Source organism: Paractinoplanes pyxinae (assembly GCF_026626335.1).
Classification (GTDB): domain Bacteria; phylum Actinomycetota; class Actinomycetes; order Mycobacteriales; family Micromonosporaceae; genus Actinoplanes; species Actinoplanes pyxinae.
The window spans coordinates 49,241-65,258 of sequence record NZ_JAPNTZ010000017.1; the positions used below are offsets into that span (position 1 = coordinate 49,241).

General features: G+C 71.0%; 12 protein-coding genes. 6 read left to right on the forward strand and 6 right to left on the reverse strand.

The window, feature by feature from the left end; translation table 11 throughout:
- The first annotated feature begins 7 nt into the window (after positions 1–7).
- The 3 genes from OWR29_RS38065 to OWR29_RS38075 all read left to right on the forward strand — a co-directional run bounded on the left by OWR29_RS38065 (position 8) and on the right by OWR29_RS38075 (position 4,853).
- Positions 8–1,384 (forward strand): 3' terminal RNA ribose 2'-O-methyltransferase Hen1, encoded by a 1,377-nt coding sequence (locus OWR29_RS38065; protein WP_267568363.1) that lies wholly within the window; start codon positions 8–10, stop codon positions 1,382–1,384.
- A complete protein-coding gene (locus tag OWR29_RS38070; protein WP_267568364.1) occupies positions 1,381–3,870 on the forward strand; it encodes a polynucleotide kinase-phosphatase in 2,490 nt (829 codons plus the stop codon). The genes OWR29_RS38065 and OWR29_RS38070 overlap by 4 nt, the downstream gene beginning before the upstream one ends.
- 167 nt (positions 3,871–4,037) lie before the next feature.
- Positions 4,038–4,853, forward strand: a complete 816-nt coding sequence (locus OWR29_RS38075; RefSeq protein WP_267568365.1) for a DedA family protein — start codon at positions 4,038–4,040, stop codon at positions 4,851–4,853.
- 188 nt (positions 4,854–5,041) lie between these two features.
- On the opposite strand, the gene OWR29_RS38080 is transcribed toward OWR29_RS38075, so the two are convergent.
- The 6 genes from OWR29_RS38080 to clpB form a co-directional block, all read right to left on the reverse strand.
- The gene (locus tag OWR29_RS38080; RefSeq protein WP_267568366.1) at positions 5,042–5,716 is read right to left on the reverse strand and encodes a class II aldolase/adducin family protein; all 675 of its coding nucleotides are present in this window, start codon (positions 5,714–5,716) and stop codon (positions 5,042–5,044) included.
- A 111-nt stretch (positions 5,717–5,827) separates the two neighbouring features.
- Positions 5,828–6,205, reverse strand: a complete 378-nt coding sequence (locus OWR29_RS38085) for an ArsR/SmtB family transcription factor (protein WP_014440216.1) — start codon at positions 6,203–6,205, stop codon at positions 5,828–5,830.
- A gap of 57 nt (positions 6,206–6,262) precedes the next feature.
- The gene (locus OWR29_RS38090) at positions 6,263–6,658 is read right to left on the reverse strand and encodes a hypothetical protein (protein ID WP_267568367.1); all 396 of its coding nucleotides are present in this window, start codon (positions 6,656–6,658) and stop codon (positions 6,263–6,265) included.
- Between the two features lie 560 nt (positions 6,659–7,218).
- Positions 7,219–8,676 (reverse strand): hypothetical protein, encoded by a 1,458-nt coding sequence (locus tag OWR29_RS38095; protein WP_267568368.1) that lies wholly within the window; start codon positions 8,674–8,676, stop codon positions 7,219–7,221.
- Positions 8,677–8,747: 71 nt separating this feature from the next.
- Entirely contained in the window at positions 8,748–9,620 is an 873-nt protein-coding gene (locus OWR29_RS38100; protein ID WP_267568369.1) for a hypothetical protein, read from the reverse strand.
- Between the two features lie 623 nt (positions 9,621–10,243).
- Entirely contained in the window at positions 10,244–12,835 is a 2,592-nt protein-coding gene (gene clpB, locus OWR29_RS38105) for an ATP-dependent chaperone ClpB (protein WP_267568370.1), read from the reverse strand.
- Positions 12,836–12,977: 142 nt separating this feature from the next.
- Between clpB and OWR29_RS38110 the strand changes: the two genes are divergently transcribed.
- From OWR29_RS38110 to OWR29_RS38120, 3 genes are read left to right on the forward strand one after another with little or no spacing between them, the layout of a single operon-like run.
- Positions 12,978–14,204, forward strand: coding sequence for a sugar efflux transporter (locus tag OWR29_RS38110; RefSeq protein ID WP_267568371.1), 1,227 nt, complete (start codon positions 12,978–12,980; stop codon positions 14,202–14,204).
- Between the two features lie 22 nt (positions 14,205–14,226).
- The gene (locus OWR29_RS38115; RefSeq protein WP_267568372.1) at positions 14,227–14,724 is read left to right on the forward strand and encodes a cation:proton antiporter regulatory subunit; all 498 of its coding nucleotides are present in this window, start codon (positions 14,227–14,229) and stop codon (positions 14,722–14,724) included.
- Positions 14,725–14,764: 40 nt separating this feature from the next.
- Positions 14,765–15,973 (forward strand): cation:proton antiporter, encoded by a 1,209-nt coding sequence (locus OWR29_RS38120; protein WP_267568373.1) that lies wholly within the window; start codon positions 14,765–14,767, stop codon positions 15,971–15,973.
- Positions 15,974–16,018: the final 45 nt, after the last annotated feature.

Here is a 16,018-nt window from a genome sequence, read left to right on the forward strand (position 1 = left end):
CTAGGGCGTGCTGCTCACCGTGACGACCACGCACCGGCCCGCGACCGACCTCGGTTACCTGCTGGTCAAGCATCCTGACCGGGTGCACCGGTTCGACGTGCCCACCGGTACGGCGTACGTGCTGTATCCCGAGGCCACCGACGAGAGGTGCACGGCGGCCCTGCTGCTCGACGTCGACCCGCAGCGGCTGCGGGCCCAGCAGGACGCGTTCGCCCTGGGCCAGTTCGTCAACGACCGGCCCTACGCCGCCTCCAGCCTGCTGGCCGGCGCGCTGGCCAAGGTGTTCCGCAGTGCGCTGCGCGGCGCCTCCAAGGACCGGCCCGAGCTGGTCGGCGCCCCACTCCCACTGCAGATCCGGGTGCCCGTGCTGCGCGGCACCGCCGAGCTCGCAGCCCGGCTGTTCGAGCCGCTCGGTTGGTCGGTCACGGCCACGCCGATCCCGCTCGAGCCCGCGCTCGGCGGCGACAGCCATTACGTCGACCTCGAGCTGAACGGCGAGCTCACACTGTCCGCCGCCCTCAACCACCTCTACGTGCTTCTGCCCGTCCTCGACGACGCCAAGCACTACTGGGTGGCCCCCGACGAGATCGACAAGCTGCTGCGCTCGGGCGCCGGCTGGCTCGCCGCCCACCCCGAGAAGGTGCTGATCGCCCGCCGCTACCTGGTGCACAAGCGCGCCCTGACCACCACCGCCCTGCAGATGCTGGAGGGCGAGGAGGCCGACGAGCCGCCCGCCGAGGAGGACGCCGAGCTGCCCGTGGCCCGCAAGCAGTCGCTGGCCGAGCTGCGCCGCGAGGCGGTGCTCGCCGCGCTGGCCGAGGCCGGCGCGTCCCGCGTGCTCGACCTGGGTTGCGGCGGCGGCGCGCTGCTGACCGCCCTGCTGAAGGACAAGCGCTACACCGAGATCGTCGGCGCCGACGTGTCCGCCCGGGCACTCGAGATCGCCGCCCGCAAGCTGCGCCTCGACCGCATGCCCGAGCGGCAGCGGGCCCGGCTCCAGCTGTGGCAGTCGGCGCTCACCTACCGCGACGACCGGCTGCGCGGCTACGACGCTGCCGTGCTCATGGAGGTCATCGAGCACGTCGACCCGCCGCGGCTGCCCGCGCTCGAGTCGAGCGTGTTCGGTCACGCCCGTCCCGGCACGGTCGTCGTGACCACGCCCAACGCCGAGTACAACGTCAACTACCCGGGCCTGACCGGCCGGCGCCACTCCGACCATCGCTTCGAGTGGAGCCGGGCCGAATTCGAGGCCTGGGCCCGCCGGGTGGCCGGCGCCTACGGGTACGAGGTTTCCCTGCGCCCGGTCGGTGACATCGACGAGGCCACCGGCTCCCCCACCCAGCTCGCGCTGTTCACTGCTTCCCGGACGGAGGTGACCGCATGATCGACATCCCGGAGCTCTCGCTCGTGGCCCTGGTCGGCATCTCCGGCTCGGGCAAGTCGACCTTCGCGCGCACCCACTTCAAGCCCACCCAGGTGCTCTCGTCCGACTACTTCCGCGGCCTGGTCGCCGACGACGAGAACGACCAGTCGGCCTCGGCCGAGGCGTTCGACGCGCTGCACTACGTCGCGGGCAAGCGGCTCACCGCGGGCCGCCTCACCGTCGTCGACGCCACCAACCTGCAGCCGCACGGCCGGGCCGCGCTGGTGCGCCTGGCCCGCGAGCACGACGTGCTGCCGGTGGCGATCGTCCTCGACGTGCCCGAGGCGCTCGCCTGGGAACGCACCGAGGCCCGGGCCGACCGCGACTTCGGCCGCCCGGTTCTCTCCCGCATGCACCGTGACCTGCGCCGATCTCTGGGCTCGCTGGCCCGTGAGGGCTTCCGCAAGGTGCATGTGCTGCGCGGGTCCGACGAGATCGCGGCTACCGAGATCCACTACGAGAAGCTGTTCAACGACAAGCGCGAACTGACCGGCCCGTTCGACATCATCGGCGACGTGCACGGCTGCCGGGCCGAGCTCGAGACCCTGCTCGAGCGGCTGGGCTACACCCTCACCCGGGACTCCTCGGGGCGCCCGGTCGACGCCGTGCATCCGTCCGGGCGGACGGCGGTCTTCGTCGGCGACCTGGTCGACCGCGGGCCCGACGCACCGGGCGTGCTGCGCCTGGTGATGGGCATGGTCGCCGCCGGGCACGCGCTGTGCGTTCCCGGCAACCACGAGCAGAAGCTGGCCCGCAAGCTCAACGGCCGCAACGTTCAGCTCACCCACGGCCTGCCCGAGACGCTCGAGCAGCTGTCCCGCGAGCCCGAGTCCTTCGTGGCGTCGGTCAAGACCTTCATCGAGGGCCTGGTCAGCCACTACGTGCTCGACGAGGGCAAGCTCGTGGTCGCGCACGCCGGGCTGAAGGAGGCCTACCAGGGTCGCGCCTCGGGCCGGGTGCGCAGCTTCGCGCTGTACGGCGAGACGACCGGCGAGACCGACGAGTACGGCCTGCCGGTGCGCTACCCGTGGGCGCGGGACTACCGTGGCTCGGCCGCGGTCGTCTACGGCCACACCCCCACCCCGAAGCCGGAGTGGATCAACAACACGATCTGCCTGGACACCGGCTGCGTCTTCGGTGGGGCCCTCACCGCGCTGCGCTGGCCGGCCCGCGAGCTGGTGTCGGTACCGGCCGAGCGTGAGTACTACGCGCCGGTGCGCCCGCTGGCGCCGGCTGAGCGGCCCGACGACGGCCTCGACATCGCCGACGTGACCGGGCGGCGGCACCTCGACTACGGCTACGGCCGGGTGACCGTCGCCGCCGAGAACGCGGCCGCCGCGCTCGAGGTGATGAGCCGGTTCGCGCTCGATCCGGCCACGCTCGTGTGGCTGCCGCCGACCATGGCGCCCTGCTCGACGTCGACGCTGGACGGCTACCTCGAGCACCCGGCCACCGCGTTCGACGACCTGCGCGGGGCCGGCGTCGAGCGGGTCGTGTGCGAAGAGAAACACATGGGCTCGCGGGCCGTCGTACGCGTGTCCCGCTCCGGCGCGGGCGATGCCATCTGGACGCGTACGGGCCGGCCGTTCTTCGGGCCCGCACTCGACGAGCAGCTGCTGGCCCGGGTACGCGCGGCGGCGGCCGGGGTCTTCGACGAGCTCGAGAGCGACTGGCTCCTGCTCGACGCCGAGCTGCTGCCGTGGTCGGCCAAGGCGGCCGGGCTGATCCGCGACCGGTACGCCGGGGTCGGCGCGGCCGGCCGGGCGGCGCTGCCGGCCGCGCTCGACGTCGTCGGCCGGGCCGCCTCGCGGGGGCTCGACGTGGAGGAACTGCGCGACCGGCTGTCGCTGCGATCGGCCGAGATCGACGGCTACTCGGCGGCGTATCGCGCGTACGTGAAACCGACCGACGGCCTGGACGGGGTCACCCTCGCGCCGTTCGCGGTGCTGGCCGGGGCCGGCGTCTCGTACGCCGACCGCGACCACGGCTGGCACCTGGCGCTGGCCGACAAGCTGGTGGCGGCCGACCCGGCACTGTTCACCCCGACCCGGCGCATGGTCGTCGAGCTCGGCGACGCCGCGTCCGAGGCGGCAGCGACCGAGTGGTGGCTCGAGCTGACCGCGACCGGCGGCGAGGGCATGGTGGTCAAGCCGTGGACCGGGCTGAAGGCCGCCGACGCCAAGGGCCGCCTGATCCAGCCCGGGGTGAAGTGCCGCGGCCGCGAATACCTGCGGATCATCTACGGCCCGGAATACACGCGGCCGGAACAGCTGACCCGGCTGCGCAAGCGCAACCTGGGCCGCAAGCGCAACATGGCCCTGCGCGAGCACGGCCTGGGACTGGCCGCGCTCGACCGGCTGACCGAGGGCGCACCGCTGTGGCGCCGCCACGAGCTGGTCTTCGCCATCCTGGCCATCGAGTCGGAGCCGGTCGACCCCCGGCTCTGAGCTGGTACGCGACTCGCCGTCCACCCCCGTTCGGGTGGCCGGCGGGCACGAACGGACGGGCGGCCCCGGACTCTGCGCCGGGGTCGCCATCCCTTCTCGGGCGGGAAAGCTCCCACACAGCAAGCGGAAACGAAAGACATAGGTATCTGGGCGTACCCTGGCTCCTCGTGACGATCCGCGCGCTCGGCGATGCCCTCGCCCTCAACCCCCTGGATCCGAAGGATCTGCTGCACAACTTCGGCGTTCCCGGGGTCCTGGCGATCATGTTCGCCGAGACCGGTCTGCTGGTCGGGTTCTTCTTCCCCGGCGACTCGCTGCTGTTCCTGGCCGGCGTGGCCGCCTCCCCGGTGGCCGACTCGATCTTCGGCCCGGGCACCCAGCTGTCGTACGTCGCGCTGCTGATCGGCGCCCCGCTCTGCGCCATCGCCGGCGCCCAGCTCGGCCACTTCCTCGGCGCGCGCTACGGCACCCGGATGTTCGACAAGCCCGACTCGAGACTCTTCAAGAAGGAGTACGTCGAGAAGGCCGAGTACTACTTCGAGAAGTTCGGTCCGGCCAAGGCCGTGGTGCTGGCCCGCTTCATCCCGATCGTGCGCACGTTCCTCAACCCGGTCGCGGGCACGCTGGGCATGCCGGCCCGCAAGTTCCTGCTGTGGAACATCGTCGGCGCGATCCTGTGGACCGACGGCATCATCATCGTCGGCCACACGCTGGCCCAGCAGATCTACGACGCCATCGGCGACCACATCGACCGCTACATCCTGCCCGTCGTCGCGTTGATCGTCCTGATCTCGGTGCTGCCGATCCTCATCGAGATCCTGCGCGAGCGGCGTCACAAGAAGAAGGCCGGTCCGGCCGCGCCGGCCGAGCCGGCGGCCGCCATCGGCGTCGTGGCCGCGGCCAGCATCGCCGGCCTGGTCGAGGCGGCCCGCCACGAGGACGACGAGGACCCCCGGGAGCCGCGCTCGCACCGCCGCCACTAGGGCCCGTCCTGCGCCTGGATACGCGGAAACGCCCGGCACGGAACCTCTCGGGGAGCCGTGCCGGGCGTTTCTGTCGGTGCTTGTCGGTGGGGATGGTTCGGGTGGCCGGAACGGGACGGGCTCCGGCTGCGCCGATCCTCTGGGCGCCGTTGGGGGCGGGCGCCGGTCGGGTCGACCGGTTGTTGCGGTCAGACGGTGACGGCAGTGGAGCCGTACAGCCTGTCAAGAAACTCTTCGGGGCAGTCGCGGAGGTTTTCCAGGCGGCCGGCGGACAGCGCCCGGTAGGTGAGTTCCGCTGCTTCCTCGAGGTTGCGGGCGCGTTTGTGCGCCAGCTCGATCGTGTCGCCCATCACGACACAGCCGTGCTGACTGAGCACCAGGCAATCGGTGCCGTCGGCGGCCATCGCGGCGGTCAGGGCGGCCAGCTCGGTCGTGCCGGGGAGCCGGAACGGCACCGTCGACACACGACGCAGGTAGTACGCGTGGTCGGTGGTGACGATCCGGACGTGCTCACCCATCGCATCGAGCAGGAGTGCGGTCTGCGGATGCAGGTGGATGATGGCGTTGACGTCCGGTCGGGCTCGATACAGCGCCAGGTGCAGCGCCAGTTCGCTCGTCGGCTGGATCGCGGGCGGTGGAATGTTGCCCACCGCCGCGGGCGAGCCGTCCGAGATCCGTACGGCCGCGAACGTGGTCCGGCTCAGCCGGCCCAGCCACGAGCCGCTGCCGGTGACCCAGATCGCGTCCTCGTCGGGGATACGGGCGGAGAGGTTCCCGCCCGACCCGGCGACCAAGCCGGCCTGGACGACGTCGAAACCCACGAACGCGAGCTGGTCACGCAGATCGCCGTGGACGTAATTCACCCGTTACTCCTGAAGGTCCTGGGGGGTGGACTGGAGGAGGAGAGGTCTGCTGCCTGGCGTCACGCCCCGCGTGATTGCCGGTGACGCCAGGCGATTCCCTGAGCGAAGCGGTCAGCGCGCCTTCTTGGTGGCCCGCTTGCGAGGCGGGGTCAGCAGGTCGGCGATGGTCGCGATGGCGGTCGGCACCAGGCGGTAGTAGGCCCACACGCCTCGCTTCTCCCGCTCGAGCAGGCCCGCCTCGGTCAGGATCCGCAGGTGGTGGCTCACCGTCGGCTGCGACAGACCCAGCGGAGCGGTCAGGTCGCAGACACAGGCTTCGCCGTCCGTCGCGGACTGGATAAGGCTGAGCAGCCGAAGCCGGGCCGGGTCGGCCAGTGCCTTCAGCACTCCCGCCAGCCGCTCGGCGTCGGCACGTTCAATAGGCTCGCCGGCAAGCGGCGAGATCTGAGGCATTGTCATTTCCGCCAACGCAGTTCCCACGATCTCCATCCTTCCACCAACTGCATCGATTCTCCTGCATGTGCGCAGGAACGAACCGGCTAACTTTCAGGCCGTAAGGCCGACGTCGATCACCGGGACGGTCGATCGGGAGTGGCCGGCAACCCGAGCCTCCGATGCAACCGATACCGCCGTACCGACTTCGGTCTCTGCCTCCTGCAACGCCTCAGCCGCCATGAGGACGCTGCCCATCTGTGTCGAGGTCTCGATCCCCGCCCCGGGAGTGAGACGCCCCACATTGGCAATTCCTCGATCCATTCTGGGTGGCTGATCCGATTCGCCCGGGGCCCGCACCCGCCCCGAGGTCTTCATCTCGCCACCCTGTGTGCTCTTCCGGACCGGGCGGCCCGGCACCGGAAGTTCACGACCCGATGAAAGCACGGCGCCACGCTGCGCGACGGGCAATTCAGTGATGAATTTACGCAGGTCGTGCCGTGCTTGCATGCATCGAGCGTACTTGCTGGAACGAAACCGGAACCTTTCGCCCTGGCAGTGCGCAACGTAACTATTGACGCACAGCATTGGGTCGATCTAAAAAGAAACCTTACAGATGTGGCGGTCCCTTTCGCCCGAAGCCGGGAACATCGATGCAGCTCAAAGCTCCTATGCCGCGGGTCACATGACGGTCGGCCGACAGATCACCCGGTCGAGGGGCTGAGAAGGTGCTGTGAATCGCGCCGACGGACGTTTACCCATCCAGCGAAAAACCCCCTCCGACTGGCCGTGGCGCGCTATCCGGACAGTCGATTGAGCGACATAGCTGGATGACAAACTTACCCGTTCGGGTGACCCATACCCATCAATGTGAGGGGGTCACGCCATCAATATGAGGGGGTAACTGACCGGTAACAACACGGCCGCCCCCTGTCCGGAACTCATCATGCGACTGGGCCCACACCGACGCGCACCCGGGGTCGCGCCTTCGAATGAGGCGCCGCCGCTCCGAACTGGGGACTGAAGCCCCGAATCCGCCCGGAAACGGCCGGCGGCATCCGTCGCGTCCTTTACTTGTTATCCGTCATCTGTTCCGGGGCCGGCGGCTGAACTTCCGCCGGCAGGTGTTCGACCGACGGCTGGCTCGCGGACGGCTGCTCCGTGGGCGGCTGGCTCGCGGCCGACGGGTTCGTGGACGGCCGGTCCGCGGGCGGCTGATCCCCGGACGGTCGCGGGTCTGTGGTGGGCGCCGGCTCCGAGGAGCGCTGGTGGTCCGAAGCCTGGTGGATCGGCGACGGCTGCTCGGGCGCGGCCGGCGCCTCCCCGGTTGCCGGGTGGTCGCTGGCGGGGCGGGCGTACGGGGAGTTGGGGTCGGCCGGCGGGTGCTGGGCGGACGAGGGCTGTACGAAAGCCGGAGGCGTGAACGCCGCATCCGGTGCGTGGCCGGCGGGCCGGGCGTAGGGCGACGGGCCGGCCTGCTCGGAGCCGGGCTGAGCCGCCGACGGGTGAGCCGCGCCGGGCGGCAGGCCGTAGCCGGGAGCGGGCGGGTATGCGCCGCCCGGAGAGCCGGTCGGAGCGTTATAACCCGCGGCAGCCGGCTGGCCCGCCGGTGATGGCAACCCCGAGGTGGGGTAGGCCGAGGACGGGTAGGCGACGCCGGGCTGACAGGAGGCAGGGTACGCCGACGATGGGTAGGCAGCGTCGGGCTGACCGGGAGCGGGGTACGCCGACGACGGATAGGCAGCGTCGGGCTGACCGGGGGCGGCGTAAGCGCCGCCGGGCTGACCGAGCGCGGGATACGCCGACGACGGGTAAGCGCCCCCAGGCTGACCAAGCGCGGGATACGCCGACGACGGGTAGGCGCCGGCGGCCTGGCCGGGCGCGGCGTTGGCGGGGATGCCGTAGGACGGCGTGCCGTAGGACGGCTGCGGGGCCGAGGGGGCAGCCGGGCGGCGGAAGAACGCACGCGGGGCCGTCAGGACGAGCACGCCGACCAGGGCGTAGCCGAGGATCTGGGCGATCGACAGGCCGGCGTTAGTGCCGATCCAGCCGTCGGGGTAGGCGTCGCTCAGCTGGGCGCCCAACGACCACGGCGCCGAGTTTCCGCTGCGCTGGGCGGCGAGCGTCAACACGGCCGCCGTGCCGCCCAGGATGCCCAGGATGCTGACGACCAGCGCGGCGATGCGGGCGGCGTTGCTGCCGCGGCGCAGGGACAGGCCCACCACCACGAACAGCGCGAACGCGATCACGGCGAGGGCCAGCGCGATCGCCGCGCCGAGCCAGACGACGGCCACGTAGTACTCCGGGTCGCTGTCGCCGGTGAAGCTGCGGGACGCCGGCACGGCCGTCACCTCGCGGAAGCGGCTGACCGTGCCGGGCACGATCGCCACCGTCGCGATGGCGTAGACCAGGCCGACCCCGGCCATCAGCCACAGCAGGGCGGCGGCGAACGTCACGGCGGGCGGCCGGCCCGCCGGCGACGCCGGTGGCGTGGTGGCGATCGGCGGCGGCTGGACTGGGTACGACATCGACGACTCCCCGCGGTGATCCGTTGCGCCGAACCTACCCGGGAGCGGGCGCGAGCGGGGTGCGAACCCCGTCAGGCCGGATCGGACGGCGGCTTCGGCGGCTGGTCACGGTCGTCGCCGGACGACGGAGGGTTGGTCGGCGGCGCGAACGGGTCGGAGGCCGGCGGGAACGAGGAGCCCGGCGGCGGCCCGGACTGACCCGGGTACGACGGCAACCCCGGCGCCGGCTGACCCGGCTGACCCTGCTGCCCGGGGTAAGACGGCCCGGACGCCTGGCCGGGATAGGGCTGAGCCGGGTAGGACGGCCCAGACGAAGGCTGCCCCGGGTAGGGCTGAGACGGGTAGGACGGCCCCGACGACGGCTGCCCCGGGTAGGGCGGATATCCCGGCTGCCCGTAGCCGGCCGGCGGGTACGGCATCGACGGGTCCCAGGCGGCGGCCGCCGGCTTGCGGAAGAATTCGTTGGCGGCGGGCAGCGCGAGCAGGATGACCGTGCCGAGAATCGCCAGCAGCGCGAGCACCGACAGCGTTGTGTTGGACGCCGAGTACCAAGACGGAAGCGCGTCCTCGAGCCGGCTCTGCACCTCGGCCTCGGAGGGCCCGCCGGTTGTCGTGCCGGTGCCGACCGAGCTGGTCAACGCCGTACTGCCCAAGCTGGCGCCGAAGCAGCAGAGCGAGATGCCGCCGATCACCCAGGTGACGATGCGCGCCGGGTTCTTGCCCCGGCTGTCGAACACCGCCAGGACGGCGAACCCGATGCCGATCAGCAGGTTGACCACCGCCCCGCCGATGAAGACGACGCCGACGACCGATTCCGCGCCCTCGGCCTCGGTGCCGGCGTAGACGTCGCGGATCGCGTCGGTGAGCCGCCCGGAGATCGCGAAGGTGGTCAGCGCGTTGATCACCTGGATGACGGCCACCACGTAGAGCAGGTAGACCGCCACGGTGACGACCGTCGGCCGCGGCCGGGCTTCGGGTGCCGAAAAACCTGGAACGGTCACAATGCCCCCCAAAACTTGATCCATTCACGGTATCGGGCGGCCGCCAACTGCGCGACCGGGCCGCGCAGCCGGGCAAACTATGGCAACATCGGCCGACGATGCCCGATATATCCATAAATAGGTCGCTCGTTCAGGGGGCGACACGGGTAGGCCGTGATCTCTACACTTTCGTCCGTGGCATCGACGCGGCAGCACCAGCCTCCCGCGATGCCCCCTGCCCGCACGAGTCGCCCGCCCCGCGTAAAGAGCGCCTGGGCCGAGGCAGACCGTCGCCGGGCAAGAGTCCCGTTACGCCGGCCGCGTGACCACACCGCGGCGGCCCCAAACCTGTTAAGGACCGGTGAGTCCCATGCCCCACGCCGACACTCTGACCGTCGTTCACCATGACGACACGAGGACCCGATTCAAAGACGTCCGATATCAGCTCCACCGCGACGGCATCCGGATCTGGTCCGACGAGGGAGAGCAGGTCGTCACCGACGTCCTGCTGACGCACGCTTACCGGCAGCGGCCGGCCACAACTTAAGAGAGAGGTCCCGGGCGAAAAGCCCGGGACCTCTTCGCATCTACAGACCTCGCGTCACCACGAGGCCGTCCTTGGCCTCGCTGAGGTCGACGATCACCGTGTCGCCGTCCCGGATCTCCCCGGCCAGCAGGGCCTTGGCCAGCGCGTCGCCGATGGTCGACTGCACCAGCCGGCGCAGCGGCCGGGCGCCGTAGATCGGGTCGTACCCGTGCTCGCCCAGCCAGTCGATCGCCGGCGTCGTCACCTCGAGGGTGAGCCGCCGCTCGGCCAGCCGGGTCCGCAGCCGCCCGAGCTGGATGTCGACGATCGAGGCGAGGTCGTCGCGGGTCAGCGCGTGGAACACCACGATGTCGTCGAGCCGGTTGAGGAACTCGGGCTTGAAGTGCCCGCGCACCACGGCCAGCACCTCGTCGCGCCGCTCCTCGTCGCCCATGGTGATGTCGGCCGTCTGCGAGCCCAGGTTCGAGGTGAGCACCAGGATCGCGTTGCGGAAGTCGACCGTACGGCCCTGCCCGTCGGTCAGCCGGCCGTCGTCGAGCACCTGCAGCAGCACGTCGAAGACGTCGGGGTGGGCCTTCTCGACCTCGTCGAGCAGCACCACGCTGTACGGACGTCGCCGCACCGCCTCGGTCAGCTGCCCGCCCTCCTCGTAGCCGACGTAGCCGGGAGGCGCCCCGACCAGCCGCGCGACCGAGTGCTTCTCGCCGTACTCGCTCATGTCGATCCGGACCATCGCCCGCTCGTCGTCGAACAGGAACCCGGCCAGGGCCTTGGCCAGCTCGGTCTTGCCGACACCGGTCGGGCCCAGGAACAGGAAGCTGCCGGTCGGCCGGTCGGGGTCGGCGATGCCGGCCCGGGCCCGGCGCACGGCGCTGGCCACCGCGGCCACCGCCTCGGCCTGCCCGACCACCTTGGCCCGCAGGGACTCCTCCATGCGCAGCAGCTTGGCGGTCTCGCCCTCCATCATCCGGCCGGCCGGGATGCCGGTCCACGACGAGATCACCTCGGCGATGTCGTCCGCGCCGACCTCTTCCTTGACCATCGGCGGCTCCTCCGACGACTCCTCGTCGACCGCGGCCGCGGTGGCCAGCTCGGATTCCAGCGCCGGGATCTCCTGGTATTGCAGCCGGGAGGCCGTCTCCCAGTCCGCGTCACGCTGGGCCCGCTCGAGCGAGGCCTTGATCTCGTCCAGCTGCTTCTTCAGCTCGCCGACCCGGTTGAGGCCGCCGCGCTCGCGCTCCCACCGGGCGTTCATCATGGCCAGCTCGCGGTCGCGGTCGATCAGGTCGCGGTTGAGCCGGTCGAGCCGGGCCACCGAGGCCGGATCGGTCTCTTTCTCGAGGGCCAGCTTCTCGACCCGCATGCGGTCGACCTGCCGCTGCAGCTGGTCGAGCTCGACCGGGCGGGAGTCGATCTCCATGCGGAGGCGGGACGCGGCCTCGTCGATCAGGTCGATCGCCTTGTCGGGCAGGAACCGGTCGCTGATGTAGCGGTCGGACAGCGAGGCCGCGGCGACCAGGGCGGCGTCGGTGATCTGGACCCGGTGGTGCGCCTCGTAGCGGCCCTTGAGCCCGCGCAGGATGCCGATCGTGTCCTCGACCGTGGGCTCGCCGACCACGACCGGCTGGAAGCGCCGCTCGAGGGCCGGGTCTTTCTCGATGTGCTCGCGGTACTCGTCGAGGGTGGTCGCGCCGACCATGCGCAGCTCGCCGCGGGCCAGCATCGGCTTGAGCATGTTGCCGGCGTCCATCGAGCCTTCGCCTTTGCCCGCCCCGACGACAGTGTGCAGCTCGTCGAGGAACGTGACGACCTGGCCGTTGGAGTTGCGGATCTCTTCGAGGACGCTCTTGAGCCTTTCCTCGAACTGGCCGCGGTACTGCGCGCCGGCCACCATCGCGCCGAGGTCGAGCGAGACGAGCTTCTTGTCGCGCAGCGTCTCGGGCACGTCGCCGGCCACGATGCGCTGGGCCAGGCCCTCGACGATGGCCGTCTTGCCGACGCCGGGCTCGCCGATGAGGACGGGGTTGTTCTTCGTACGCCGGGACAGCACCTGCACGACCCGGCGGATCTCGGCGTCGCGGCCGATGACCGGGTCGATCTTGCCTTCCCGGGCCAGCGCGGTCAGGTCGACGCTGTACTTCTCGAGCGCCTTGTACGTCTGCTCGGGGTCGGCGTTGGTGACCCGGCGCTCACCCCCGCGCACCTGCGGGAACGCGGCGACCAGGGCCTCTTCGTCGGCGCCGACGTCCTTGAGCGCCTTGCCGACCGCCCCGCCGACCCGGGCCAGCCCGGCCAGCAGGTGCTCGGTCGAGACGTACTCGTCGCGCAGCGGCTGGGCGATCAGCTCGGCCTCGCCGATCGCGTTGACGAACTCACGCGAGAGGCTGGGCTCGGCCGTGCTGGCCCCCCGCGCCGACGGCAGCTGTTCGACGGCGCGCAGGGCGACCCGGCGTACGTCGGCGGGGTTGGCCCCCACCGCCCGCAGCAGGGCCGGCGCCGTGGAACCGCCTGTGTCCAGCAATGAAAGCAACATGTGCCACGGCTCGACGGTGGCGTGCCCACGCCGTCCGGCGTCGGCGACCGCCCCCGTGATCACGTCGCGGCTCTTGGTGGTCAAACGTTCGGCGTTCATGTGCTCCCCTGATCGAACCCGACCGAGACTTGAGCGTACTCAACTCAACTCTATGCCGGGGCCGCCACCGCGACAACGTCAGGTCGTGATGGTGGCCACGAGCCCCGGCAACGAGGGCGGACCACCCGTAACGTAGGGAATCATGGCCGTTCCACCGACGGCGCACGGCTCGATGTCGCGGCGCCTGCTCCCGCTCGCCCTCATCTTCATCGCCGTCGGGATAGGCACCTCGTTCGTCGGGCCGTTTATGGCCCTGTTCCTCAGCGACGGCGTGCACGCCGGCCCGCTCAAGACCACGATCTTCCTGATCGTCGCGCCGCTCTCCGGCGTGGTCGTGTCGTGGCTGGTCGGGCGGCTGTCCGACCGTCGTCCCATCCGCCGCAAGCTGCTGCTGTCGGCCGCGCTGGCCGGCATGGCCGGGGCGGTGCTGACCGCCTTCGTGCGCGACTACTGGGTGTTGCTCGCGGTCACCGTCACGCTGACGTCGCTGGCCGGGGCCCTTTTCCCGCAGAGCTTCGCGTACGCCCGGCAGGTGCTGCAGCAGGGCGACCCCAGCCGAGCAGCCATGGGCATCAGCACGTTGCGCATGCTGTTCTCAGTCGCCTGGGTGGCCGGGCCCCCGCTGGCCGCGCTCCTGCTCGCCCAGCGCGGCTTCGCCTACACGTACGGCCTGGTCGCGATCATGTACGGGCTGGCCGCGGTGATCGTCTACCGCTGGCTGCCCGAGGTCACCGCGCCGGCCGGTCACACCGAGCAGGTCGAGGCGGACGTGCCCGAGGCGCCCCGGTCGGCCATCTTCCTGCTGGTCGCCGGGTTCACCGTCGTGCAGACCGCGATGACGCTGGGCGTGCAGGCGATGCCGCTGTTCGTCAGCACCGAGCTGGGCGGCTCGGTGAGCGGGGCCGGCCTGATCCTGGGGCTGTGCGCGGCCCTCGAGATCCCGCTGCTGCTCGGCTTCGGCGTGCTCGGCGCCCGGCTGCCGCTGCGCTCGCTCATCCTCGTCGGCGTGGTCTTCGGCATCGCGTACCAGGCGGTCGCGGTCACCGCCGGCTCGGTGTGGGTGCTGGCGGCGGCCCAGCTGCTCAACGCCGCGTTCATCGCGGCCGTCGGGGGCCTCAGCATCACGTACATGCAGGACCTGATGCCCGGTCACCACGGGCGGGCCACCACCATGGTCACCAACACCTTCCCGATCGGCCAGATCCTTGCCGCGCCGGCGTTCGGCCTGGCCCAGCAGTTCGACTACCGGCTCGCGTACGGGATCAATTTGGGCCTGTCCGTGCTGGGGCTGCTGCTGATCCTGGCCGCCCGTACGAAGCGGCGTGTCCCGGAAGAGCGGCGTGAGGCCATGCTGAGCGGAAGCGTGTGACGCCTGCGTTACCGTGGTGATCGTGCGTGTACGGGTGGAACAGACTCCGCTGCCGGGAATCGGTGTCCGGCATGACCTGGTGACGTCGTCCGGGCGTACGGTCGGCGTCGTCTCACACCGCAACGGCCGCCGTGACCTGGTGCTCTACGACGTCGACGACCCCGACTCGTGTCTCGCCTCGATCCCGCTGACCGACGACGAGGCCGAGGCCCTGGCCGACGTGCTCGGCGCCTCGCTCATGCTGGGTCAGCTGGCCGGGCTCCGGCAGCAGGTGGGCGGCCTGCTCACCGAGCAGATCGCCCTGCCCGCCGGCTCGCCCTTCGTGCGGCGCAAGCTGGGTGAGACCCGCACGCGTACGCGCACCGGCGCCTCGATCGTGGCGGTGATGCGCGACCGTGAGGTCATTGCCTCGCCCGGCCCCGAGTTCGTCTTCGAGGCGAACGACGTGGTGGTCGCGGTCGGCACCCGCCAGGGTCTGGACGGCGTGACCGCCATCCTGGCCGGCGACACCGACGACTGAACCTCCCCGCGGCGGAAAACCCCAGAGGAAGATCAGTTAAGTGCACGAGACGACGATCCTCCTGATCGAGGTCGGCGCCCTGCTTTTCGCTCTGGGCATGCTCGGCCGGTTGGGCCGGCGCTTCGGGCTGTCGCCGATCCCGCTCTATCTGCTGGCCGGCCTGGCGTTCGGGCACGGCGGGTTCGTGCCGCTCTCGGCCAGCGAGGAGTTCATCGAGATCGGCGCCTCCATCGGCGTGATCCTGCTGCTGGTCATGCTCGGCCTCGAGTACTCGGCGGGTGAGCTGGTCGGCAATCTGCGCGCCGCCGCCCCGGCCGGGTTGCTGGACGCGGTGTTCAACGCTCTGCCCGGGGCCGGGTTCGCGTTCCTGATGGGCTGGGACTGGCAGGCCGCACTGGTGCTGGCCGGCATCACCTGGGTCTCGTCCTCGGGCGTGATCGCCAAGGTGCTCGGCGACCTGGGCCGGCTCGGTAACCGCGAGACGCCGGTGATCCTCTCGGTGCTGGTCATCGAGGACCTGGCGATGGCCTTCTACCTGCCCCTGGTCACCGCCGTGCTGGCCGGGGTGGGCCTGATCGGCGGGGCCAAGGCCCTCGGCGTCGCGGTCGTGACCGTGGTGGCGGTGCTGGTCGTGGCCATCCGCTACGGCCGCCAGATCAGCGCCCTCATCTCGGCCAAGGACGCCGAGGCGCTGCTGCTGGGCGTCCTCGGGCTGACGTTGTTCGTGGCCGGCGTGGCCGAAGAGCTCAACGTGTCGGCCGCGGTCGGCGCGTTCCTGGTCGGCATCGCGATCTCCGGCCCGGTCGCCCACCACGCCACTCAGATGTTGTCGCCGCTGCGCGACCTGTTCGCGGCGGTCTTCTTCGTCTTCTTCGGCCTCTCCACCGACCCGGCCGACATGCCGCCCGTCCTGCTGCCGGCGCTGGGCCTGGCCGTGATCACGATGCTGACCAAGGTGGCCACTGGTTACTTCGCGGCCCAGCGGGCGGGCATCGCCGTGCCCGGACGGCTGCGGGCCGGGCTGGCGCTGATGCCGCGCGGCGAGTTCTCGATCGTCATCGCCGGGCTGGCCGTCGCCTCGGGAGTCGAGCCTGGATTAGCCCCCCTTGCCACGGCGTACGTGCTAATTACCGTCGTGTCCGGTCCGCTGCTCGCTCGGCTGCCCGACTACGACTGGTTCAAGGCTTTTATTCGCCGCTGGCGGCAGCCGTCGCCACCCCCGGTGCAGCCCTTGATCGCCGAGGACTGACGCCGAGGCTGCTCAAAGCTACTGACCGGTATCCGATTGTGAGCT

Coding starts and splice junctions, on each gene's coding strand:
- OWR29_RS38110 (WP_267568371.1), top strand. CDS start 12,978: ATGGCCGTTCCACCGACGGCGCACGGCTCGATGTCGCGGCGCCTGCTC.
- OWR29_RS38095 (WP_267568368.1), bottom strand. CDS start 8,676: ATGTCGTACCCAGTCCAGCCGCCGCCGATCGCCACCACGCCACCGGCG.
- OWR29_RS38070 (WP_267568364.1), top strand. CDS start 1,381: ATGATCGACATCCCGGAGCTCTCGCTCGTGGCCCTGGTCGGCATCTCC.
- clpB (WP_267568370.1), bottom strand. CDS start 12,835: ATGAACGCCGAACGTTTGACCACCAAGAGCCGCGACGTGATCACGGGG.
- OWR29_RS38085 (WP_014440216.1), bottom strand. CDS start 6,205: ATGGAGATCGTGGGAACTGCGTTGGCGGAAATGACAATGCCTCAGATC.
- OWR29_RS38090 (WP_267568367.1), bottom strand. CDS start 6,658: ATGCAAGCACGGCACGACCTGCGTAAATTCATCACTGAATTGCCCGTC.